The organism is Lactococcus nasutitermitis, assembly GCF_018403765.1.
In the GTDB taxonomy this organism is placed as follows: Bacteria; Bacillota; Bacilli; order Lactobacillales; family Streptococcaceae; genus Lactococcus; species Lactococcus nasutitermitis.
The window spans coordinates 323,350-346,192 of record NZ_BOVQ01000003.1; the positions used below are offsets into that span (position 1 = coordinate 323,350).

A 22,843-nucleotide genomic window follows, 5' to 3' on the forward strand; every position below is an offset into this window, starting at 1 on the left:
AACATATTTTTACTCGTTTTACTTTGTTTTTATATGAGCAAAAAATTATCAAATATCACTTAGATTATACCACAAAATGCTCAAAAAGCGGTGAAGCTTCTTTTCTATGGTAAAATAGATGAAAAGCTTTTACTATAATTTAATTTTTAAGAAAAGGAAAGTATTATGAAAACTATTGGATTTATCGGTGTTGGAAAAATGGCAACCGCGATTATTTCTGGGCTTGACAAACAAAAATTTGATATTTTGATTTCTGGACGTGATTTTGAAAAAACAAAAGGAGAAGCAAGCGAACTTTCTGTAACTGCTGTAAATGCTCACAAAGAATTAGTAGAAAAATCAGATGTGATTGTTTTGGCAATTAAACCGCAGGTTTTACCTACTATTTTATCTGAAATTGCTCCAGTATTAACTCCAGAAAAGACACTTTTGTCTATCGCAGCGGGCTTTACTCTGAGCGATTTGAAACATTTGACAAAGGCTGAAAGTATTCCAATTATCCGGGTGATGCCAAATATAAACGCTCAAATTCAAAAATCTACTTCGGCCATCGTTCGTAATGAATATGTGACCGACGATATTTATGAGTTTGCTAAAACAATTTTTGCTAGTGTTGGAACGGTACATGAAATAGCTGAGAAAGATTTTTCTGCATTCACAGCTCTTGCTGGCTCAAGTCCTGCTTATATCTATATGTTTATTGATGCACTGGCACGCGCCGGTGTTTTGCATGGTATTCCTAAAGCAACAGCAACAAAGATTGTCGCCGAGACAGTTGCTGCTTCAGCTGATATGGTTTTGACTTCTGATGAAAATCCTTGGTCATTAGTTGATAAAGTTTCTAGTCCTGGTGGTACCACAGTTGCTGGTGTTGTGAGTTTAGAACAAAACCGTTTCGTTGGAACCGTCATTGATGCGATTACAGCAACGATTGATAAAGAGAAAAAACTGAGTTAAGTTTTTTCAAAAAAATTCTTGAGGGGATGGCTCAAGAATTTTTTATTATGATAATATTTTATTTAATGTTTTAATTTTTTGTAGAGTTGGAACAATGAGCATGATAACAACTGTTTTTATTGGAATTTGTATGAGTAAGAACAGTCTTAATTTAAAGAGAACTTCAAAGCTGTGCCATGTGTGCGTTGGCATAATCATCCAAATCCACAGCGTATCAAAAGTTGTCGTCTCAACAAACATAAGTATAATAAAGGCAAAAAGTGTGTAAAGCCAATCTTGCCAACGATTGATGTTTAGTTTCTTTTTAAAAAAGAACCCTCCATAGAGCAGCCCAACCAAAAATGCTGAGAAGGTAAATCCAGGAAAATATGCCGCTCCGGAAAACAGAACACCAATAATATCTCCAAGTGCCAATACAATCCCTGACCAAAGTGGTCCAGCAACTGCACCAATCAATACATTTGTGACAAAATTGGGACTGACACGTACCAAGCTATTTCCAAGACTAAAACGTCCTAGCACAATACCTGCTGCAAGCAAAATTGCCAAAAGAACAAACGTCCTAAGGCTAATTTTTAATCTAAAATTCATGTTAATCTCCTTTTATTTTAAGGTAGAGTAACACTGTTTGTGACAACCACAAACAGCGGATGCAGAGTTGTACCGCGGGTTTTCCCTTCGTTTGCAAGCGACATCCCATCTTGCAACACTTAACGCACAACTCCTACTCTGTTTTGATGTAATTTTTTATTACTTTTCTAATATAACACACATTTTTGCTTTTGACAATTCTGTCAAAAATAAAAAAATAGTTCTGTCAGATTTGACAGAACTATCAAAATGTTAAAAATAAGATTTTCACATGAAAATCTTATCTGAAACTTCTTATTAACGACGAAGTCCAAGTGATGCAATCAATTCACGGTAACGTGGTACATCTTTTGTACGAAGGTAAGCCAAAAGATTACGACGGTGACCAATCTTTTTCATCAAACCACGATAAGTTGCGTGGTCTTTTTTGTGAGTTTTGATGTGGTCGTTAAGGTGGTTGATTTCCCAAGTGAGTACAGCGATTTGTACTTCAGGTGAACCAGTATCGCCTTCTTTGCGTGCGTATTGAGCAATGATTTCTTGCTTCTTTTCTTTAGAAATAGCCATGAGTTTTTCTCCTTTAAATTTAATGCTCAGACTGAGCAAACTGCTGGCAAAGCGGTAAGCCAAGTATGAGTTGTAAAAAACTACATTTTTATCATACACTATTTTTATGATTTTAGCAAGTTCGGTTAAAAAAAATCTGTCAATCCTGACAGATTTTTTTAACTATTGTGCTTTACTTGAACTTGATTGTGTCGTTGTTGAAGCTGGTTGAGAACTACTATTTGTCGTTGTTGCTGGTTCAGAAGAACTTGATGACTCTGGACTTGAACTTTCTTTCGCTGTAGTACTTGACTCTGTTGTTGATGATGATTGTGGTGTTGCTGGTGCAACATAAACACTGTAAGTTACAACAATTTGTTTACTTGGATCAACTTCTTGTCCAACATCTGGATTGACTTGCCATACATAACCATCCCATGATTGGTTACTTGACTCATTGACTGGGTCAAGTACAACATTTGTAAAGCCGGCGGCCTCCAAAGTTGCTTTATAAGCAGTATAAGTCTGGTGCGAAAAGTCTGGTACAGCAACAAGTTTACCAGCAGAAACTTCAAAGGTGATTACATCATCTCCTCCAAGAGTGATTGTTTTTCCCTTCCCTGGTGTCTGCTTGATAATCGTTCCTTTTGGTGCATCACTTGAAACAGAGTTTTCTACAATTTGTTCATCTGCCACACCAGCTTGTAAGAGCTTCTGATAAACATCATTATATTTCTTACCAACATAATTTTCTAGGGTAAACTCATCTGGATTTCCTTCAGATTCATAAATATCTACTGAACTATTTGTCCGAACTTGTGTTCCTGCATCTGGATTTGTTTTGATAACATCCCCAGTATTAACAGTGCTACTACCTTGCTTTTCAACACTTCCAACTTTGAGATGAGCATCTCTTATTTTTGCTTCTGCTTGTGACACTGTCATTCCTGCAACATCAGGAACTTTTGTATTATGCGGTGTTAGCATGACCCATGCAGTAGCAGAACCTGCAACAACTAAGAGAATGACTATCAGAGCAGCGATAAGTCCTTTTTTGGACTTTTTATTCTTAGTTTTTTTGTGCTTGTCATTAATATCTTGATTTTCTGAAAGATTTTCTGCCTGCGTTTCATCGCTTTTAAGTTCATCTTTCTTATCAATCAATGGTTTTGTGTCATAAGGATTGATGAGATTTGCTGGCATAATTCGTGTGGCATCATTATCTTTTTTGAAGATAATTTTTGTCTCGCCACGACGGTCAAGACTTGTTGATGTCGCAAGGTCGTTCATCATTTCCGTGACATCAGGATAACGATTTTTTGTATCCTTCGCTGTTGCTTTGATAACGACATTTTCTAATGCTTGAGGGACGCTACTATTAAGATTGATGATGCTTGGGATATTTTCTTGAAAATGTTTAAGGGCAATCGCGACAGCAGAATCACCGTCAAATGGTATTTGACCTGTTAATAGTTCAAATAAAATAATTCCAATCGCATAAATATCAGATTGAACCGTTGCGTTGGCTCCTCGTGCCTGTTCAGGCGAGAGATAATGAACAGAGCCAAACATTGTATTTGTTTGCGTTAAGCTTGTTTCTGATAAGGCTTTGGCAATACCAAAATCCGTTACTTTCACTGTGCCATTCAGCGCAACCAATACATTTTGCGGTTTTAAATCGCGATGAATAATTCCATGAGAATGCGCCATCTCCATTGCCGAGAGAATTTCCATGGTAATCTCAATGGCTTCATCGTTTGATAAAGGAGCATTTTCATTGATATACTGCTTCAACGTCATGCCTTCAATATATTCCATGACGATATATTGTTGCGTTTCAAACTCTCCGACGTCTGAAATACCTACGATATTAGGATGAGAAAGCTCTGCCATCGCAAATGCTTCACGCTGAAAACGAGCAATAGCAATATTGTCATTTTCAAAATTTGAACGTAAAACTTTAATTGCAACCTGTCGATTACCTAGGAAAGTGTCTTCCCCTTGGTAAACGTTTGCCATCCCGCCTCTGCCGATTTCTTTGATAATCCGATAACGATCGGCGAAAATTTTTCCGATTTGAATCATCAATTTTCCTCCTGAGGCGAAATTTCTTGATTGTTTTCTTCTGCTACGAATTGAATTAAAACGACTGTGATATTGTCCAGACCACCATGTTCATTTGCCAATTTGACAAGAGCTTCTGCTTTGCTATCCAAGCTCATATCGTCTTGTGACAGGATATCCAAAATCTCCGCTGTTGAGACCATATTTGTCAATCCATCAGAATTTATCAAAATAATATCGCCTTCTTGCAATGGAAAATTTTGAATGTCTGCTTGAACTTCCGTTGTTTGCCCCAAGGAACGTGTGATGATATTTTTGTTTGGATGAACTTCAGCTTCTTCTTCGGTAATCTGCCCTGCATCAACAAGTTCTTGGACGAGAGAATGGTCAACTGTCACTTTTGTAAGCTGTCCATCACGAATAAGGTATGTTCTACTGTCCCCAACGTGAGCTGAAATTGCTTCCTCATCCTTAATTAACAAGGTTTCAAGCGTTGTTCCCATACCATGATATTCATCAAGTTTTCCGAGATTTGCAATATTTTCATTTTCGTTGCGGATTTGGTTACGAAGCCAAGTCTCAACTGTTTCTGTTGAAGTTGTGCCATCAAAAAATGACTCTGACCAGAGTTTTCCGAGGTCTTCAACTGTGAGACGGCTTGCGACATTTCCTGCCTTGTGTCCGCCCATACCATCTGCAAGCAAAAAGAGACGGTAACCTGCACGATTGACAAAACTATCGGCATAGTCTTGATTGGTTGTACGTTTTGAGCCAATGTCAGATAAAATACTGTATTTCACTTTTTCTCCTTACAAGAATAAAGTTGTTAATGAATGAGTCAAAAACTCGCTTATTCATTTTTTCTTGAATTTTGCGATAAAAAATCCGTCTGTATGATACATATCTGGTGTGATAAATACACAGCCTTTTGTGATAATATCAGACTTTTCATGCGCAATCTCTACCTGTTCGAAGTCGGAATGTGTTGCAAGAAATTTCTCGACAACATCAAAATTCTCCTCATCGAATATTGTACAGGTACTATACACCATTATACCACTTTTTGTCAAATGTTTTGCAGCACTGTCGAGAATTTCGAGTTGGATATTTTGCAAATTGGTAAAATCCGAACTTTCTTTACGGTAACGAATATCTGGTTTGCGACGAATAAGTCCAATCCCTGAACAAGGTGCATCAACTAAAATACGGTCAAATTCTTTTGTGAAATGTTCAGAAATTTTTGTTGCATCGCATTTTTCTGTGATAATTTTATCAGCAACTTGCAGGCGCCGTGCATTTTGTTCAATGAGTTTGAGCTTGTGGTCATAAAGGTCAAGTGCTGTGATGTGACCTGTTGTGAGATAAGTCGCAATATGTGTTGTCTTTCCACCCGGTGCTGCGCAGGCATCTAAAATTTCTTCTGTCCCCGTGATATCAAGCTGTGGTGCGACAAGCTGGCTTGTCTCATCTTGCATGGTAAACCAGCCAGATTTGAATTCTAGGGTTTTAGCAAAATTTCCACTATCAGCAACAAGTCCAACTGGAGAAAGTTCGGATTTGACAAGTTTGTCAAATTTCATTTGGACATCATCAACTGTTGCAACTGCTGTATTGACACGCAAACTTGCCTTACTTGGCTTGTCCAAACTTTCTAAAATTTTGACAGTTCTGTCAAAATCAAATTGCTTGATAAATTTTTTGACAAGAAACTCTGGCATACTATATTGTATGGATAAACGCTCATTTTTGCTCTTAATCTCGTCAAATTCTCTGAGTGGTGTGCGTGAAAAATTGCGAAGAACACCATTGACAAATCCTGCTAAACGTGGGTCTCCCTGCTTCTTAGCCAATTTTACCGCTTCATCAACTGCTGCTGATGTCGGGATTTTGTCCATATAAATCATCTGATAAATCGTCAAAAGTAAGAGATTTTTAACCCATTTCTTAGATTTTTTGACAAAAGGTTTGAGATACCATTCTAAAGTTATTTTCTTGGAAATTGTCCCATAAACCAGCGCTGTAACAAGGTTTCTATCAATTTCTGAAAGTCTGGATACGACTAAATTCTCATCGAGCGCAATATTGGCGTAAGCCTCGTCATTAAAGACGGCATTCAATGTGTTCAACGCGACACGACGCGGATTATGTTCATTCGCCAAGTTTTTCACCTATTTCTAATTTTTGTCCTAAACCATTCAGAAAGCTAACAATATCCATTTTAGGCTTTCCTGCTGGTTGGACTGTAAGGAGTTCTAATGCACCATTTCCAGTTGCAATTTTTAGAGTTTTCTTTGTTTTTTCTAAGATTTCTCCCGGTTGAGCTGTGAGATTATCTGTTTCTGTCATTTTACTCTCATAAATTTTAAATCGTTCATTTTGCCATGTCGTATGTGCAACTGGAAATGGGTTCATACCGCGAATTTGATTAAAAATTTCCAGATTTGTTCGTGTCCAATCAATTTTTTCTTCTTCCGATGAAATGTTCGGAGAAAATGTGACCTGACTTTCATCTTGTGCCACTGGTATTACCTCGCCAGATAAGTATTTTGGCAATGTTTCCAGTAATAAATCACGTCCAACAATCGCTAATTTTCCGAACATTGTACCAACATTATCCTCAGGTAAAATCGGAATTGCACGCTGTGAAATCATATCTCCAGCGTCCATTTTTTTCACCATTTCCATGATTGTCACACCAGCTTCTTCATCCCCATTCATGATTGCATAATGAATAGGCGCACCTCCACGATATTTTGGAAGTAACGAAGCATGCGTATTGACTGCAAATTTCACGGACTCTAGCAATTTTGTCGGCAAAAATTGTCCAAATGCAGCTGTTACAATCCCATCTGCACTCAATGCCATAATATCCGTCATTTCCGAACTTCCCGATAATTTTTCAGGTTGAAAAATAGAGAGATTTTCAGCAAGTGCAAGTTCCTTTACCGGTGTCATATGTAACTGTTGTTTCCGTCCTACTTTGCGGTCTGGCTGCGTTACAACTGCTAAAATCTCATAATCTTGGCTCTCAATCAGTCCTTTTAAGACCGTTGCCGCAAAATCTGGTGTTCCCATAAATATAATTTTTGTTTTTGTCATTTAATATCCTCCTTATTTTTATCTCATTTTTAAGAGTTGTATGGACGAAATTTCTCATGTTTCATTTCATACTCTTTGATTTCTCTTATTTTATCATCTTCAAATGTAACAACTGAAATTCCATCAAAAATATCTGACTTTCCTTTATAAATATAGTCAAAAGTCCATGTGAAAAACGCTATATTCCCGTCAAAATAGCTATTTATGACTTCCCATTTTTTGACAGAATTGTCAAAAGCTCCTGTCCAATCTAAAAACCATTTTTCAGCTTCTGTTCTTCCTTGATATTGTGCGCCAAAGCATTCCGTCACCGTAATATTTTTTGACAGAACTGTCAAAAATAAATTCACATCTTTTTTTAGCCAAGCTCTTATATAACTTTTAAAAATTTCTTCTTTTTTCATATTGTTCACACAAAATTCTGAGGTTCACTGTCAATCATAATCCGTAAATCCTTATTTTCTCTCTCTTGTGTTAAATCAAGAACTTGATTTAATGTAGCTTCCAAGTCATCTTCAAAACGATATTTCACCAAAATCTGATAATGATATAGATTATGTGTACGAGCAATCGGACGCGCTGTTGGTCCTAATATTTTTGCCTTTTCAGATAAATTTGCTCTGAGCAAGCTGGCAATTTCATAAGATTTTTTCACAACAACTTCTTTATTTTTATGAGAAACAAGAACTTGAACTGTGAAATAATAAGGTGGATATGAGAGAGTTCTCCGAAAATTCATTTCTCTCTCATAAAACTTCTCATAATCTTGTTCCTGAGCAAGCTGAATAGCATAATGTCTCGGATTAAAAGTTTGAATCAGAACCTCACCTTTTTTATCTGCACGTCCTGCGCGCCCCGCTACCTGCATTAACAACTGAAAACTTCGTTCACTTGCTCGAAAGTCTGGTAAATTTAATCCTGTATCAGCATTGATAACTCCAACCAAAGTAACATTAGGAAAATCTAATCCTTTTGCAATCATTTGTGTTCCAAGTAGAATATCTGCTTCGTAAGATGAAAATTTATTTAGAATTTTCTCATGCGCATTCTTTGTTTTTGTCGTATCAACATCCATTCTCAAAACACGCGCTTCTGGCAAAAGTTCAGCTAATTCTTCTTGAATTTTCTGTGTCCCAGAACCATAATAACGAATTTTCCGCGATTGACAATTTGGACAAAGCTGTGGAATAGCTTCCTGATGCCCACAATAATGACAATTCAACGTACGAGTGTCCATATGCAAAGTCAATGAAATATCGCAATTTGGACATTCTACAACATAACCACATTCACGGCACATCACAAAACTAGAATAGCCACGTCGATTCAGCATCAATATGATTTGCTCATGCTTTTCTAGTTTTTCTCTCATTTTATCCAACAAAAGAGTTGAAAAATTTGCTGATTTATCATTGATTTGCTCACGCATATCAACAATTTTTACCTCTGGTAAAAGAGCGCTGGTATTTGCTCTCTTAGTCAAACGTAAAAGCTGATAAACACCACGCATCGCCCGCGCACGACTTTCCAAACTTGGAGTTGCGGAGCCTAAAACCAAACAAGCATCATGAAACTTTGCACGCAACAAAGCAAGGTCACGCGCATGATAGCGCGGATTTGAGTCCTGCTTATAACTTGTTTCATGCTCCTCATCAATAATAATGACTCCGATATTTTCCATAGGAGCAAAAATCGCTGAGCGCGCACCAACCACAACTCGCGCCTTACCAGACCTGATTTTACGCCATTCATCGTACTTCTCACCATCAGAAAGTCCGCTGTGCATAATCGCAACTTTTTCTCCAAAACGAGCAATAAAACGATTCGTAATCTGAGGTGTCAGCGAAATTTCAGGCACCAACATTATCGCTGTTTTCCCTTTTTTCAAAAAATGCTCAATGACCTGCAAATACACTTCTGTCTTGCCTGAACCCGTAATTCCTTCAAGCAAATATGGCTTTTCTGAACTGGTAATAATTGTTTGAAAAGCCAACATTTGTTCATCATTTAACTCTTTAGCCTCATCAAAATGAATTGCATCAAAAACCGACTGTGTCCGCGAAGTCTCAACTTCTGATATTTCAAGAAAATCATTATCAATAAAATATTTCATCACTTCCCGCGAAAATGGAAAATCTTTCTGAGAAATTTTCCCATTTAACTCTAACAAATATTGACGACATTCTTCTCTTTTTTTAGCAGCTTTAGAAATTTCTAAGTTTTTTAATTTTTCTCGATTGATAACTGATAAAAATTTAATAACTTTTTTATTTTCTTTTGATTTGGCAATGTAAGTCACCGTCATCTCACCAGATTTAACCTGTTTCATTACATTTATTTTTTCATTTTCTGTAAGTTGAGACCAATAACTTTCATCACCATTAGCCGCCGTTAAAAGCTTATCATAACTAGAATTAAGCAGACTAGGCAGCATTGCTTTCAAGCAGGAAATCTTATAAGAAAAAACTGAATGTCGCATCTCATCAGCCAACCACAACTGCTCCTCAGTCAATACAGGTTCTAAATCCAGCACTTCTGCTATCTCTTTGAGATTTTCAGATATTTTTGACATAGGCACAGATAGACTCATTTGTTTATCTGCTTCTGCCAAATTTTTAGTATCCTCAAAATCAATAATAATCCCCTGAACCAATCTATTTCCTTTACCAAAAGGCACGTGAACACGCATTCCAATAGCGACTAAATTTTCTAAGTCAGTAGGCACAAGATAAGAAAATGCTTTGTCCGTCTGCATCAGAGGAATATCAACAATAACCTTAGCAATTTTCATTTTTTTAATCCTCCTCACATCTTTTAAATAAGTTTCAGCGCATTTCTAATCGAACTATTATCTCTTTATAATTTTTGGCAAAACTAGGTAAATAAATTAGCCTAGTTCCGACAAAAAACAATCAAACTATCTTTCTATTATAACAAAAAGCGCTTCATCGTGCGCTTTTTGCTTTTATTTTATTCTTCTGCTTCAGGCGCTTTTTCAGTAGCCGTTGTATCTTCTGTTAAAACTTCAGCAGAAGCTTCTTCAGCAGATTCTTTCGATGCACGCGCACCTTTTTGTTTTGCTTCCTCCTCAGCTTCTTCTTTAGCAATCTGTTCTTTAATGAGTTTTTCTCTCATCTTAGCTTGCAAACGTTCAAGTTCACGTTTCTCAACCAAAGTCTTGCGTTTTGCTTCTGGAGCTGGATGAATGCTCACCGTTCCATCTGCAATTTCTTCCAATGCCCGCAAAGTATTTTTTACAGACTTAAATTCTTTTGTAGGACGTTCTCCGTCATGCAACTCATGTGCCCGTTTTGATTCCAAAATAACCAAAGAATATTTTGAGTCAATCTTTTCCAACAATTTATCAATAGATGGTTCTAACATCATAATGCTTTACCTCTTTTTATTTTCTAATCTTATTTTAATCAATCATGTGTCGATAACGACCAATCACACGATCTACACGATAATGTTCTGCTTCAATAATTCGCTTTACCCGCTCAGCAGCAAGTGCAACTTCATCATTAACCACAGCATAATCATATTCACTCATCAAACGAATTTCTTCTTTTGCCTTAGCAATCCGCGAGTCAATCACATCGACGCTCTCCGTCCCACGACCAACCAGTCTATCACGCAATTCCACCAAATCAGGCGGTGTCAGAAAAACAAATACACCATCTGGCACTTTCTCTTTAACCTGTAAAGCACCTTGCACCTCAATCTCAAGAAACACATCGCGCCCTTGGTCAAGTGTCTGATTGACATAAGTCAATGGCGTTCCATAATAATTCCCCACATATTCCGCATATTCCAACATCTGCCCTTGGCGAATCATTTCCTCAAATTCCTCGCGTGTCCGGAAATAATAATCCTTTCCATCTACCTCGCCAGGTCTTTGTTTACGCGTTGTCATCGACACTGAGTACTCAAATTTATTTGTTTTATCTTCAAAAATCTTTGAACGAACCGTTCCTTTTCCAACACCAGAAGGTCCAGAAAAAACGATCAATAAGCCACGTTCAGACATCATTCACTCTCCTATCTTTAAATCCAATTTTATCAGAAAGCACAAGTAAAGTCTATTCTTTGTAACAAAAAAGATATATTTAGTTTAATTATTTTAGTAAATAAAAAATCGCTTAATTGCGATTTTATTAGACTCAAGTAATTTTATACCTTGTTTTAACCTTTTTTCTTATAAGTCATATAAGTCAGCGGTACAAAGATAATCAAAATCACTGCTGCTGCAACCAACGCTCCCCAAAAGTTTCCATCAATCGTCCCTTTTTCAAGGATATGACGTACCGCAGAAACAGCATAAGATACAGGATTGATGTGATTGGCAAAGAATTTCAAGGCACTTGGTAATGTATTTGTTGGTACAAAGGCATTTGACAGAAAACTCAGCGGAAACATAATCAACATTGCTGTCGTCGAGGCTGCTGTTACAGACTTGACTGACATAGCAAGAAAACTAAAGAGCCAAGAAAGACACCAAGCAATAATCATCATAAAGAGAATACTGACGATGACTGCACCAATTCCTGCCGCTGGACGAAAGCCCAGGATATAGCCCATCCCAAAGACGATAATCCCTGCCACTGCATAACGCACAAGGTCAGCGGTTAAAGTCCCCACGAGTGGCGCCATCCGTGAAATCGGCATTGACTTAAAACGATTGGAAATGGATTTATCCGTGTCTTCACGCAGATTTGTTCCCGCCGTTCCTGTTGAAGTCACAAGCGTTTGAATCAAAATTCCCGGAATAATCGTAGGTAAATAAGCCTTGATTGAACCCGCAATTGCCCCACCAAACAGATAAGTAAACAAAAGCGTAAACATAATCGGCATAATCGTAATATCCATCCAAGTTTCAGGATTATGAATCGTTTTGAGTAAGGCACGATAAGTAAATGTCAGTGCATTTTTTACAGTTAAACTAAAACTGATATGATTTTTTAAATTCCGCTCTGTTGCAGGAATGATTTTTGCTGTATTTTCCATTTTAATTTTCCCCCTTGTTATTACCAGTTAAGGCAAAGAATACTTCATCAAGACTTGGTTGTTTGACAGAAGTTTCTGTCAGTTGAATATTGGCCTCTTTCAAAGCAATCAAAACATCTGTCAGCTTATCTGTATTGTGCATTGGCGCACTCAAACGTGTAACATCTTGAACCTGCACTGTTGCTTGAAGTTCATTTTCGATAATCTCTGTCGCCTGCTCCACTTGATCAGCATTTTTGACTGTCAATTGTAAGCTAGAACTACCGACGGATTTTTTTAATCCTTCAGGCGTGTCATTAGCAACCACTTTCCCATTATCAATGACGACAATCTGGTCAGCAAGTTGGTCAGCTTCGTCCAGATATTGTGTCGTGAGTAGCACCGTTGAGCCATTTGCCACCAGCCTGCGAATGGTATCCCACATCTGCGTGCGTGTCCGAGGGTCAAGTCCCGTTGTTGGCTCATCAAGGAAAATCAATGGCGGATTACTAATCAAACTCGCTGCCAAATCAAGACGACGTCGCATTCCACCTGAGAAATTTGCCAGTGATTTTTTCGCCGCATCTGTCAGTCCAAATTCTTCTAATAAATCTGCCGTTTTTTGTTTAGCTGCTGCGTGTGAAAGTCCATGAAGTCTGGCAAAAATTCGCAGATTTTCTTGCGCAGATAAACTTTCATCAATCGAAGCAAATTGCCCTGTCAGTCCAATCAACTGACGGACTTTCATCGCCTCTTTTTGAATATCATAGCCAAAAATTTTAGCTGTCCCACCATTTGGCTTTGACAATGTCGCAAGCATATTGATTGTCGTCGTCTTGCCTGCCCCATTTGGTCCAAGCACACCACAAATCCTTCCTGTTTTAATCTTCAAATCTACACCATCTACTGCACGATGATTTCCAAAAGTTTTTACTAAACCATGTGCTTCAACAGCTAGAACTTCATTTGTTGTTGTCATATTATTTTCTCCTTAACATCGTTAAATTTCTTTACAAAAATAGTTTAACACTGTTAAAGAGAATTGTCAAGCAAAAACTTTAACAATGTTAAATTGAAATATTAAATTTCAGTTACAAAAAGTAGAAAATTGAACAGCGTTAAATTTTTTCTTGAAACGTGTTATAATGAAAGTATGAAAAAGATAGAATTTAGCAAGCGGCAACTAGAAATCGTCAAAGCAGCCATCGAATTACTTGATGAAAAAGGCTACAATGAGCTTTCTTTGCGTGATATTGCAAAAAAACTGGACGTCAAAGCACCAGCAATTTATTGGCATTTTAAAAATAAAGCCCTTCTCGTGGACTACATCGCAGAATATCTCTTGCAACAAACCTTGGGAGACTTGCAAGTTCGTAAACCAGACGAACCTTGGCAAGATTGGCTCAAAGAAAACATTTTACAGCTGCGTAAGGCAATGCTATCAGTTCGTGATGGCGGACGAATTGTAACTGGCGCCCATTTTTACCCAGCCATCACACTCGCTTACTTGATAGAATATTGTCTAGTTTCTCTACGCTCAGCAGGAATAAATAATAAAAATTCTCGTCTCATTGTTATGACTGCTATTCATTATACTTTCGGTCATGTCATTGAGGAACAATCAGGCACCGATACACTTGATGAGGACACTCCTCCAGATTCCTTTTTTATTTTTGGAAGTCTGCCCAATTTACTTGAAATTTCAGACCCGACCATTACAGAAGAAAGTTTATCTGACGAAGGAGAATTCCTCGCAGGTTTACAGTTGATAATTGATGGTGCAAGTCAAAAATAAAATGCTCTCAATTTGAGAACATCATAAATTAACAAAAAATCCTTCTTTCAATAGAAGGATTTTTCAGTATCAATCACTTTTTTAGCTCCTTCTTCAACCGTTATATTTATTACACAAAAAAACTTTCCAACGCAAAATTGGAAAGTTTAATATTATTTAGCATAATCAATCGCACGTGTTTCGCGGATAACTGTTACCTTGATATTTCCGGGGTAATCCATTTCGCTTTCAATGCGATTTTTGACATCACGTGCCAAAATTACAATCTGATCATCTGTGAGTTTATCAGGTTTTACCATCACGCGCACTTCACGTCCAGCTTGCAGAGCGAAGGCACTTTCAACACCATCAAAGCTTGTGGAAATATTTTCCAAATCACGTAAACGTTTGATGTAGTTTTCAATAGATTCGCGACGCGCTCCTGGTCTTGCTGCACTGAGTGCATCAGCTGCTGCAACTAAGACTGCAATAACAGAATTTGGTTCTGTATCATTGTGGTGGCTCGCGATTGTGTTGATAACAACTGGATTTTCCTTATACTTACGTGCAAGTTCTGTACCAATCTCGACGTGGCTTCCCTCAACTTCATGGTCAAGTGCTTTTCCGATATCATGTAAGAAACCAGCGCGTTTAGCAAGAGAAACATTTTCTCCCAGCTCAGCAGCCAAATTTCCTGCAATTGAAGCAACTTCCACAGAGTGGTCTAAGACATTTTGTCCATAAGAGGTACGGAAATGTAAGCGTCCCATGATTTTCATCAAGTCCGGATGAAGGTTATGTGCCCCAACCTCAAAAGCTGCTTGCTCCCCATATTCACGCATCTTATGATCCAGTGCTTTACGATTTTTCTCAACAAGTTCCTCGATACGCGCTGGGTGAATACGTCCATCTTGTACGAGTTGTTCAAGCGTCATCCGTGCGATTTCTCGACGAATAGGGTCAAATCCTGATAATACAACTGCTTCTGGTGTATCATCAATAATCACATCAATCCCCGTCAGAGCTTCAAAAGTACGAATATTACGACCTTCACGTCCAATAATCCGACCTTTCATACCATCATCTGGCAAGTTCACAACAGATACTGTTTGTTCAGCGACTGAGTCGCTAGATACACGTTGAATGGCAAGTGAAATAATATTTTTAGCACGTTTATCAGCTTCAGCTGTGGCTTTTTCTTCACTTGCACGAATCATCTGTGCCATTTCTTTTGTCAATCCATCACGAGTTTCTGACAAAATAATGTCACGCGCATCATTCATTGATAACTGGGAAATGTGTTCCAGTTCTTGCTGTTTTTTCTCTTCAATATTTGAAAGTTCTTGCTCGCGCTTATTGAGAGTATCAGTCTTTTTACCGAGATTTTCTTCTTTGGAATCTAAGTTTCTTTCTTTTTTAGTAAGGGTATCATCCTTACGGTCCAAGACTTCTTCACGTTGGGTTAGGCGTTGTTCAGTTTCTTTTAACTCCTTACGTTCTTGCTTAAATTCATTTTCGATTTCACGACGTTGCTTTTGTTCTTCTTCTTTGAGTGTGAGTTGCGCCTCTTTTTGGAAAGTTTGCGCTTCTTTTTTCAAAGTGTCTGCTTCACGTTTTGCTTGTGCCGTTATCTCATTTGCTTTATTTTCCGCTTCACTGAAAAGCGACTCTGCATCATGGTGATTTTTCCTGACATTTTGAGCATAAAAAATAAAAGCAATAGCTAATACAATCACTAAGACGATTAGAACAATACTTAAAATGTTCATACGTCTCCTTTTTAAAGCCGAAACTGTTGCGGTTCAACAATTTTAGCGGTCTAATAGGTATCCTGTTATACAAGATACTTTCTTATTGTACCATTTTTCATGATAATTTTCAATTAAGGGTTGAGCGTTTTCATTTTATGACTTTTTATTATAAAAAAATGACTTTTTGATATTTTAAAAAGTCATTTTTGTTTTTTTATTGTTTGTAAAATGGGTACGTTTGTTCAAAAATTTATACTCGTCCACATCATTTTAGGTTAAATTAAAAAATCAGACAAAAGGTCTTGAATAAACAAGACTTTTTTATTTTATTTTCCAAGAACTGCTTTGAGTTCAGCAACTTTATCTGTATGTTCCCAAGGCAAATCAACATCTGTGCGACCGAAGTGACCGTAAGCTGCTGTTTGTCCGTAGATTGGACGGAGCAAGTCAAGCATTTTGATGATTCCTGCTGGGCGAAGGTCAAAGACTTTGCGGACAGCGGCGAGAAGTTCATCATCTGAAACTTTGCCTGTGCCGAAAGTTTCAACATTGATTGATGTTGGTGTTGCTACACCAATCGCATAGCTGAGCTGGATTTGTGCTTTGTCTGCAAGTCCAGCGGCAACGATATTTTTTGCGACATAGCGCGCGGCGTAGCTGGCTGAACGGTCAACTTTTGTGGCATCTTTTCCTGAGAATGCACCTCCACCGTGAGGCGCATAGCCGCCGTAAGTATCAACGATAATCTTACGTCCTGTCAAGCCTGAGTCACCTTGAGGACCTCCGACAACAAAACGGCCTGTTGGATTGATGAAATATTTTGTTTCATCATCGAGAAGTTCAGCTGGAATGACTGCTTTGATGACTTTTTCAATCACGTCACTGTGAATTTGTTCTGCTGTTGCTTCGGCAGCGTGCTGTGTTGAAATAACGACAGTATCAATGCGTTTTGCTTTGTCATTTTCATCGTACTCGACGGTAACTTGTGACTTTGCATCTGGACGGAGATAGCTGATTTCACCTGATTTGCGGAGGTCTGCAAGTTTTTTCACGAGTTTATGACTGAGTGAGATTGCAAGTGGCATATATTCTGCGGTTTCATTTGTTGCGAAACCAAACATCATACCTTGGTCACCAGCACCAATCAGGTCAAGTGGATCTTTATCTTCTTTGCCACGTTCTTCGAGGGCATCATTGACACCTTGCGCGATGTCGGGAGATTGTTCAACGAGTGAGACGTGAACACCGACGGATTTATAGTCGAAGCCGTTTTCGCTATCTGTATAGCCAATCTTTTTGATGGTATCGCGGACAACACCTGCAATATCAACGTAAGCTGTGGTTGAAATTTCGCCAAAGACATTGACTGTTCCTGTGTAAACGACTGTTTCGCAGGCAACGTGTGCGTCTGGGTCTTGCGCGACAATCGCGTCAAGAATAGCATCTGAGATTTGGTCAGCGACTTTGTCTGGATGACCTTCGGAAACGGATTCTGATGTGAATAAACGTTTTTCTGACATTTAATTTTTCCCCTACTTTCTTATTTTCGGTTACAGGAAACCGTTATCTGGGAAGACAACGACCTTCGGAAATTGTAACTCTTATATTTTATCACAATTTGTAATTTTTTTGTTTTGACAGTTCTGTCAAAAACTTTTTTAGCTGGTTTATTTTTTGACAAAGCTGTCAAAATTAATTTTTGTACATATAGTCGCGAGTCAATGGCAGATTTTGCCCTGAAGCGCCTTTTGTCACGAGAAATTGGATGACGTCAATATTGCCTGCTTCAAAACTTGCGGCACAGGCGAGTAAATATAAATCCCACATCCGTGCAAAGGGTTTCCCCATGTCTTTGACAACTTCGTCAAAAACTTTTTTATAGTTGGCATCCCAGATTTCCAGTGTTTTTTGGTAATGACGGCGAAGTGGTTCCAAATCATCCAGCTGCAAACCGGCTGTCATGATATGATTGACCTGCTCAGCGACGTTGGGAATGTAACCTCCAGGGAAAATATATTTTTCGATGAATGGGTCAACACCTGCACCATAATGCTGTCCTGTAATTCCGTGAATTAAGGCGCGCCCATTTGGTTTCAAGTAGTCATAAACTTTTTGGAAATACATTCCGAGATTTTCTTTGCCGACGTGCTCGAACATCCCGACAGAAGTGATATAGTCAAAATCGCCATCTTTCAAATCACGATAATCTGTCAGATAAACTTTTATTTTATCCTCTAAACCAAGGTCTTCAACGCGTTTGCGTACAAAATAATATTGTTCTTCGGAAAGTGTGACTCCAACTGCTTCAAGACCGTATTCTTGAGCTGCTGTGATGATGAGCGTTCCCCAGCCACAGCCAATATCCAACAAACGTCCGCCTGTTTGGCTGTTTAATTTGTCCAAAATATGATGAACTTTAGCTTTTTGCGCATCTTCAAGGCTTGTATCTTCCGTTTCAAAATAAGCACACGAGTAAGTCATCGTTGGGTCGAGCCATTTTTTATAGAAATCATTTCCGATGTCATAATGACTGTGAATATCTTCACGTGTTTCTTTTTGTGAATGTCCGTGCATCAGTTTTGAGAGACCTTTAAAACCGCTCTGATCCGTCAAAAATGAACCAGATTTGCGATAAGCGGAGGTAATCAATGCCTGAACATCGCCCTCAATATCAATGTCTTCATTCATGTAAGCTTCCGCAAGAAAGAGCGTTGGCATTCCCATGAAATCCGTTAAAGAGAATTTTTTATTCAGTTTAATGTGCGCTTGTGGCAGTCCTTCGCCGTAGTTTTCTGTTTTTCCATTCCAATAAGTGACGCTGACAGGAATGTCAAAGGCTTGTGACAGCGCGCGATTTAAAATTGCTTTTTCTAATACCATTAGAGATTTATTCGTTCCTTTCATTCTTTTCCAATTTTAGTTATACGCCACTTTGACAGATTTGTCAAAGACTTGCTACCGAAATACGCTTTGCTGTAAATTTTCTGTCAATTTTGCTATAATTTTTTTATGGAAAAATTAGATAAAGATTTGATTTTGATGAGAAATCCTTGGCTTACTGATGTGAAAATTACCGAGGAATCTGTTTCCACGCAAATGGACGCAAAAGCTGATAATCATGAAAATACGCTCTATATGACCGAAAATCAACTGGGAACTTACGGACGTTTTGGCAGGCGATATTTTGCGACAGACACGGGCGGTATCTACATGAGCCTGCTTCTCAAAGCTTCTAGCAGACTGAGCGAGCTTCCCGAATACACGCTGTTGACCGCTGCAGCTATCGTTACAGCTATCGAAAAACTGACTAACAAGCAGCCACAAATAAAATGGGTCAACGACATTTATCTGGACAATAAAAAGTTCGTCGGCATTCTCGCTGAGTCTTCTGTCAGTTTTGACAGTTCTGTCAAAATTATTATAGGTGTTGGAATTAACTTTTCAATCACGGATTTTCCTATTGATTTGCGTGAAAAAGCAACGTCACTTTTTACAGAAAATCCTCCCACGATTTCGCGCTCTGAGCTGGTTGCTGAGATTCTATCAGAGTTCCATCGTTTAGAAAATGACGACTTTTACAACATTTACAAAGCGCATTCATTCATTTTGGGCAAGCAAGTCGAGTTTGAACAAAATGGTATTCATTATGAAGGACAAGCTGTTGATTTGACGGAAAATGGCGAACTGATTGTTCATTTACTTACCGGCGAAGAAAAAATTCTTTCTAGTGGCGAAATTTCATTAAAAAAATGGACTTGAATGAGTCCATTTTTTTACAATTTATTATTATTATTATTATTTAGGAGGGCAGTTTAAGGTGATACCGCACCAGATTATTAAAAATTTATGTGAATTCACTTTTGACAAAGCTGTCAAAAATGATAATTATGAGAATTTGTTTTTGACTGTTCTGTCAAAATAAGATTTATATTAAAAATCAGACCAATCTTCTTCTTTTTCTTCAGCAGGTTCTGCTTCTTTCATTTTACGACCTGTATTGTCTGAATCTTTCCAAGAAGTATTCCAGCTATCATTTGAACGTGTTTCATTCCATGAGCCTGACCATTTATCTTCATATTTACGTGCTTTTTCTTCAAATTTGCGATTCCATTTTTCAGCTTTACGATTAATTTTATCTTCCCATTTATTTTCTGAGCTTTGGTAATCTTGACGATAATTCCGCCGACCTGCACTTGGCATAATCCAGCTCGCTACAAAATAAATCAGAATCAAACTTCCCATACTACTGAAAGCCAAAATAACATAGAGGATTCGCAGAATTGTTACCACATCTGATCCCCAGCCAAAATATTCACAAATTCCAGCAATGACACCACTCACCATCCGATTATCGGATGATTTTGTTAATTGTCTTGAATTCATTTTCTTAGTCCTTTCTAATCAAATTTTAATTTCCGCTAGGAATTATCAAACGAGCAATGATATTCTTCCAGTCCCCCAACCGAAGAATATATCCAGATATTAGATTTTACTAATTTTTTATCATCAAGAATAGTGGATATTCTCATTTTAATCAATATCTTTCAACCAAATAGTACCTGATTTTGTTTCAAGTTCAAAAGTTAAAGTATTTTCACCAGAACGGACAACAGCAGCACCGTTGCGACCAGCTTCAAAAGGATTATCCAAATTCAAACGTGTTTTATAGCTTCCAAAGATTGTCCGAACGTGACCAACAAGCCCCAGAGCTTCCGGCACAGACACTTTGATATCGCCATTCACATTTTTCACATTGAGTTTGCGCGCACCAACAGAAGACTCAGTAACTAGAATATTCCCATTAACCAAGCTCAAATCCGCTGTTTCAAAGTCATTGGTCACACGGAAATTTCCATTGATTGAGTTCAAATTCATCTCTGTAGAACGTCCGTCAATAGCCTTGATTTCGCCATTTTTAGTTGTCACGGTCAAGCTTTTACTTGTCGTTTCTTTCAGCTCAACATCACCATTGACCTGGCTGACTTCAATCACATCTGCCACCAATTTCTCAACTTCGATTTCGCCATGTAAGACATTTAACGCAACTTTATCGTATGATTTTTCAGGCAAATAAAGTTCAACCTCTGCGGAAATACGACCAGAAGTTGTGATTTCCAAAATATTATCAATCACTTCAAGCGTTGTTTTTTCAGCAACATAAGCATCAACATCGCCATTTTCAACAGCACCATAAACTTTATATTGCACTTTTACGTGCGCATTTTCACCTGGTTTTACAGCTATCTTACCATTTTTAACGTCAAGATTAACCGCTGAAAATTCGCCATCAATGTCTTTTTCAATTTCCGTAGAAACTGATTTCACTTTTGGAAAACCATTGCCAAAGTCAATATTATCATCCACTGATTTCGCAACACCTTTGAAAACCTCTTTACTCTTTTCAAATAAATTTTCAAAAGTATTCTTCATCGAATCAGCAAAGTCAACATTATGATTAACATAGCCCTCTTTATCTGTGTAGCTAAACTTGCTACTACCATCACTTGCATCATCAGCAGTGTCGCCCTGATTATCCTCGCCTGTCAAGTTAGCTTTCTCAAGCAATTCCAGCGCTTCGTCCTCGGAAATGATACCACGACGCATCAAATCCATAATTCTATCTTTTTTATTATTAGCCATTTTTATTCCTTCCTGTTATAGAAACCTATGGTAATGAAGTTCATCAACTTCTACACTCTTATTATCTCACTATTTTTATCAAAAAAACTCAGTCTTTGGACTGATTTTTAAAAAATATTTTTTGACAGAACTGTCAAAATTTTCAAGACAGAAAAAAAGTTTGTCAAAACTGACAAACTTCTTCCATTTACTCAAGTTAAAACAACTTAAGCTTTATTTGCTGAACCAAATACATCAATACGTTCTTCAACAGAAGCAGTGATAGCATCAAATCCAGGTTTCAAGAATTTACGTGGATCAAAGAGTTTCTTCTTCATGTATTCTTCTTCGTTAGCGTTAAATACACCAACGTGTTCGCGCATAGCAGCACAGAAAGCAAGTTGACATTCAGTATTAACATTTACTTTAGCCACACCAAGCTTGATAGCAGCACGGATTTGGTCATCAGGAATACCTGAACCGCCGTGAAGTACAAGTGGAACACCAGGCAAAGCATCTGTCAATTTTTCCAAATGGTCAAGATGGAGACCTTTCCAGTTAGCAGGATAAGGACCGTGAATATTACCAATACCAGCAGCCAAGAAATCAACTCCCAAAGCAGCCATACGAACAGCATCTTCAACAGGTGCCAATTCACCATCACCAACGATACCATCTTCTTCACCACCGATAGTACCAACTTCACATTCTACAGAAATACCTTTAGCATGAGCTTTAGCGATAACATCTTCCGCTTTTTCAAGGTTTTCTTCGATTGGAAGAGCTGAACCATCAAACATCAATGAAGAATATCCAACTTCGATACATTCCAAAGCTGCTTCATAGTTACCATGGTCAAGATGGATAGCAACAGGAACTGTAATTCCCATAGATTCTACAAGATCAGTAATAAGGTCTTTACAAAGTTTGTAACCACCCATATATTTTGCAGCACCCATAGAAGTTTGGATTAAAACTGGAGTTTTCTTAGCTTCTGCTGCGCGCAAGATAGCTTGAGTCCACTCAAGATTGTTTGTGTTAAAGCCACCAATAGCGTAGCCATTATCACGAGCTGCTTTAACAAATTTTTCTGCTGAAACGATTGCCATTTCAATTTCCTCCGATATATTTAGACTGTCATCAGCCTTTTTTTCTACAGAACTATTATAGCATTTTGTGAATTTTTTTTCTAGTATGAGCTGCCAAAATTCCATTTTTCACAAAATAAAAGAGTAGATATAAATCTACTCTTTTTCCAGTGCGGAAGACGGGACTTGAACCCGTACTCCAGATAATGGAAAAGGATTTTAAGTCCTTCGTGTCTGCCGATTCCACCACTCCCGCATATTTTCAAAACTCTCCCATTGGGAGAGCAACTCAAGCGAACGACGGGATTCGAACCCGCGACCCCAACCATGGCAAGGTTGTATTCTACCACTGAACTACGTTCGCAAAT

General features: G+C 38.0%; 20 protein-coding genes, 2 tRNA genes, 1 pseudogene and 2 riboswitches. Of the genes and pseudogenes, 3 read left to right on the plus strand and 20 right to left on the minus strand.

From position 1 onward, the window contains the following. The first annotated feature begins 165 nt into the window (after nucleotides 1-165). Nucleotides 166-957 (plus strand): pyrroline-5-carboxylate reductase, encoded by a 792-nt coding sequence (gene proC / locus KJS36_RS04265; RefSeq protein ID WP_213534650.1) that lies wholly within the window; start codon nucleotides 166-168, stop codon nucleotides 955-957. Between the two features lie 45 nt (nucleotides 958-1,002). On the opposite strand, the gene KJS36_RS04270 is transcribed toward proC, so the two are convergent. The 12 genes and pseudogenes from KJS36_RS04270 to KJS36_RS04325 all read right to left on the minus strand — a co-directional run bounded on the left by KJS36_RS04270 (nucleotide 1,003) and on the right by KJS36_RS04325 (nucleotide 13,222). After that, on the minus strand, nucleotides 1,003-1,548 hold the full coding sequence (locus KJS36_RS04270; RefSeq protein ID WP_213534652.1) for a folate family ECF transporter S component: 546 nt from the start codon (nucleotides 1,546-1,548) through the stop codon (nucleotides 1,003-1,005). A 51-nt stretch (nucleotides 1,549-1,599) separates the two neighbouring features. Continuing rightward, nucleotides 1,600-1,691, minus strand: a riboswitch (THF riboswitch). Nucleotides 1,692-1,845: 154 nt separating this feature from the next. Beyond that, a complete protein-coding gene (rpsO, locus tag KJS36_RS04275; protein ID WP_213534654.1) occupies nucleotides 1,846-2,115 on the minus strand; it encodes a 30S ribosomal protein S15 in 270 nt (89 codons plus the stop codon). Between the two features lie 162 nt (nucleotides 2,116-2,277). Then, nucleotides 2,278-4,179 (minus strand): Stk1 family PASTA domain-containing Ser/Thr kinase, encoded by a 1,902-nt coding sequence (gene pknB, locus KJS36_RS04280; RefSeq protein ID WP_213534733.1) that lies wholly within the window; start codon nucleotides 4,177-4,179, stop codon nucleotides 2,278-2,280. Continuing rightward, on the minus strand, nucleotides 4,179-4,958 hold the full coding sequence (locus KJS36_RS04285) for a Stp1/IreP family PP2C-type Ser/Thr phosphatase (protein ID WP_213534656.1): 780 nt from the start codon (nucleotides 4,956-4,958) through the stop codon (nucleotides 4,179-4,181). The genes pknB and KJS36_RS04285 overlap by 1 nt, the downstream gene beginning before the upstream one ends. Nucleotides 4,959-5,012: 54 nt before the next feature. Then, entirely contained in the window at nucleotides 5,013-6,317 is a 1,305-nt protein-coding gene (gene rsmB, locus KJS36_RS04290) for a 16S rRNA (cytosine(967)-C(5))-methyltransferase RsmB (RefSeq protein WP_213534658.1), read from the minus strand. Then, the gene (gene fmt, locus KJS36_RS04295) at nucleotides 6,307-7,257 is read right to left on the minus strand and encodes a methionyl-tRNA formyltransferase (protein WP_213534660.1); all 951 of its coding nucleotides are present in this window, start codon (nucleotides 7,255-7,257) and stop codon (nucleotides 6,307-6,309) included. Before fmt ends, rsmB begins: the two co-directional genes overlap by 11 nt. 29 nt (nucleotides 7,258-7,286) lie before the next feature. After that, complete coding sequence (locus KJS36_RS04300; RefSeq protein ID WP_213534662.1) at nucleotides 7,287-7,661, minus strand: nuclear transport factor 2 family protein; 375 nt, start codon at nucleotides 7,659-7,661, stop codon at nucleotides 7,287-7,289. A gap of 5 nt (nucleotides 7,662-7,666) precedes the next feature. Beyond that, nucleotides 7,667-10,048 (minus strand): primosomal protein N', encoded by a 2,382-nt coding sequence (locus KJS36_RS04305; RefSeq protein WP_213534665.1) that lies wholly within the window; start codon nucleotides 10,046-10,048, stop codon nucleotides 7,667-7,669. 284 nt (nucleotides 10,049-10,332) lie between these two features. Then, nucleotides 10,333-10,644 (minus strand): annotated as a pseudogene (gene rpoZ, locus KJS36_RS04310) (DNA-directed RNA polymerase subunit omega); the annotation flags it as partial. Nucleotides 10,645-10,678: 34 nt separating this feature from the next. Next, nucleotides 10,679-11,287 (minus strand): guanylate kinase, encoded by a 609-nt coding sequence (gene gmk, locus KJS36_RS04315; protein WP_213534738.1) that lies wholly within the window; start codon nucleotides 11,285-11,287, stop codon nucleotides 10,679-10,681. 155 nt (nucleotides 11,288-11,442) lie between these two features. Beyond that, nucleotides 11,443-12,264 carry an ABC transporter permease gene (locus tag KJS36_RS04320; protein ID WP_213534667.1) on the minus strand — a complete coding sequence of 274 codons (822 nt, stop codon included), beginning with the start codon at nucleotides 12,262-12,264 and terminating at the stop codon, nucleotides 11,443-11,445. Nucleotide 12,265: 1 nt separating this feature from the next. After that, nucleotides 12,266-13,222 carry an ATP-binding cassette domain-containing protein gene (locus KJS36_RS04325; protein WP_213534669.1) on the minus strand — a complete coding sequence of 319 codons (957 nt, stop codon included), beginning with the start codon at nucleotides 13,220-13,222 and terminating at the stop codon, nucleotides 12,266-12,268. A gap of 174 nt (nucleotides 13,223-13,396) precedes the next feature. Between KJS36_RS04325 and KJS36_RS04330 the strand changes: the two genes are divergently transcribed. Next, nucleotides 13,397-14,038 carry a TetR family transcriptional regulator gene (locus KJS36_RS04330; RefSeq protein ID WP_213534671.1) on the plus strand — a complete coding sequence of 214 codons (642 nt, stop codon included), beginning with the start codon at nucleotides 13,397-13,399 and terminating at the stop codon, nucleotides 14,036-14,038. Between the two features lie 152 nt (nucleotides 14,039-14,190). Here KJS36_RS04330 and rny read toward each other — a convergent pair whose 3' ends face one another. The 3 genes from rny to KJS36_RS04345 form a co-directional block, all read right to left on the minus strand. After that, on the minus strand, nucleotides 14,191-15,786 hold the full coding sequence (gene rny, locus KJS36_RS04335; protein WP_213534673.1) for a ribonuclease Y: 1,596 nt from the start codon (nucleotides 15,784-15,786) through the stop codon (nucleotides 14,191-14,193). A gap of 308 nt (nucleotides 15,787-16,094) precedes the next feature. Next, complete coding sequence (gene metK / locus KJS36_RS04340) at nucleotides 16,095-17,288, minus strand: methionine adenosyltransferase (RefSeq protein ID WP_213534675.1); 1,194 nt, start codon at nucleotides 17,286-17,288, stop codon at nucleotides 16,095-16,097. Continuing rightward, a riboswitch (SMK box riboswitch) is annotated at nucleotides 17,286-17,371 on the minus strand. It overlaps the preceding gene by 3 nt. Before the next feature lie 89 nt (nucleotides 17,372-17,460). Then, nucleotides 17,461-18,648, minus strand: coding sequence for an SAM-dependent methyltransferase (locus KJS36_RS04345; RefSeq protein WP_213534678.1), 1,188 nt, complete (start codon nucleotides 18,646-18,648; stop codon nucleotides 17,461-17,463). Between the two features lie 129 nt (nucleotides 18,649-18,777). Here KJS36_RS04345 and KJS36_RS04350 point away from each other — a divergent pair, with 129 nt between their 5' ends. After that, entirely contained in the window at nucleotides 18,778-19,527 is a 750-nt protein-coding gene (locus KJS36_RS04350; protein WP_213534680.1) for a biotin--[acetyl-CoA-carboxylase] ligase, read from the plus strand. Between the two features lie 171 nt (nucleotides 19,528-19,698). On the opposite strand, the gene KJS36_RS04355 is transcribed toward KJS36_RS04350, so the two are convergent. The 5 genes from KJS36_RS04355 to KJS36_RS04375 all read right to left on the minus strand — a co-directional run bounded on the left by KJS36_RS04355 (nucleotide 19,699) and on the right by KJS36_RS04375 (nucleotide 22,839). Continuing rightward, nucleotides 19,699-20,151 carry a PspC domain-containing protein gene (locus KJS36_RS04355; protein WP_213534682.1) on the minus strand — a complete coding sequence of 151 codons (453 nt, stop codon included), beginning with the start codon at nucleotides 20,149-20,151 and terminating at the stop codon, nucleotides 19,699-19,701. A gap of 147 nt (nucleotides 20,152-20,298) precedes the next feature. Next, entirely contained in the window at nucleotides 20,299-21,408 is a 1,110-nt protein-coding gene (locus KJS36_RS04360) for a DUF4097 family beta strand repeat-containing protein (RefSeq protein WP_213534684.1), read from the minus strand. Nucleotides 21,409-21,614: 206 nt separating this feature from the next. Then, on the minus strand, nucleotides 21,615-22,496 hold the full coding sequence (locus KJS36_RS04365; protein WP_213534687.1) for a class II fructose-bisphosphate aldolase: 882 nt from the start codon (nucleotides 22,494-22,496) through the stop codon (nucleotides 21,615-21,617). Between the two features lie 150 nt (nucleotides 22,497-22,646). Continuing rightward, nucleotides 22,647-22,731, minus strand: a tRNA-Leu gene (locus tag KJS36_RS04370). Nucleotides 22,732-22,767: 36 nt separating this feature from the next. Beyond that, a tRNA-Gly gene (locus KJS36_RS04375) sits at nucleotides 22,768-22,839 on the minus strand. Nucleotides 22,840-22,843: the final 4 nt, after the last annotated feature.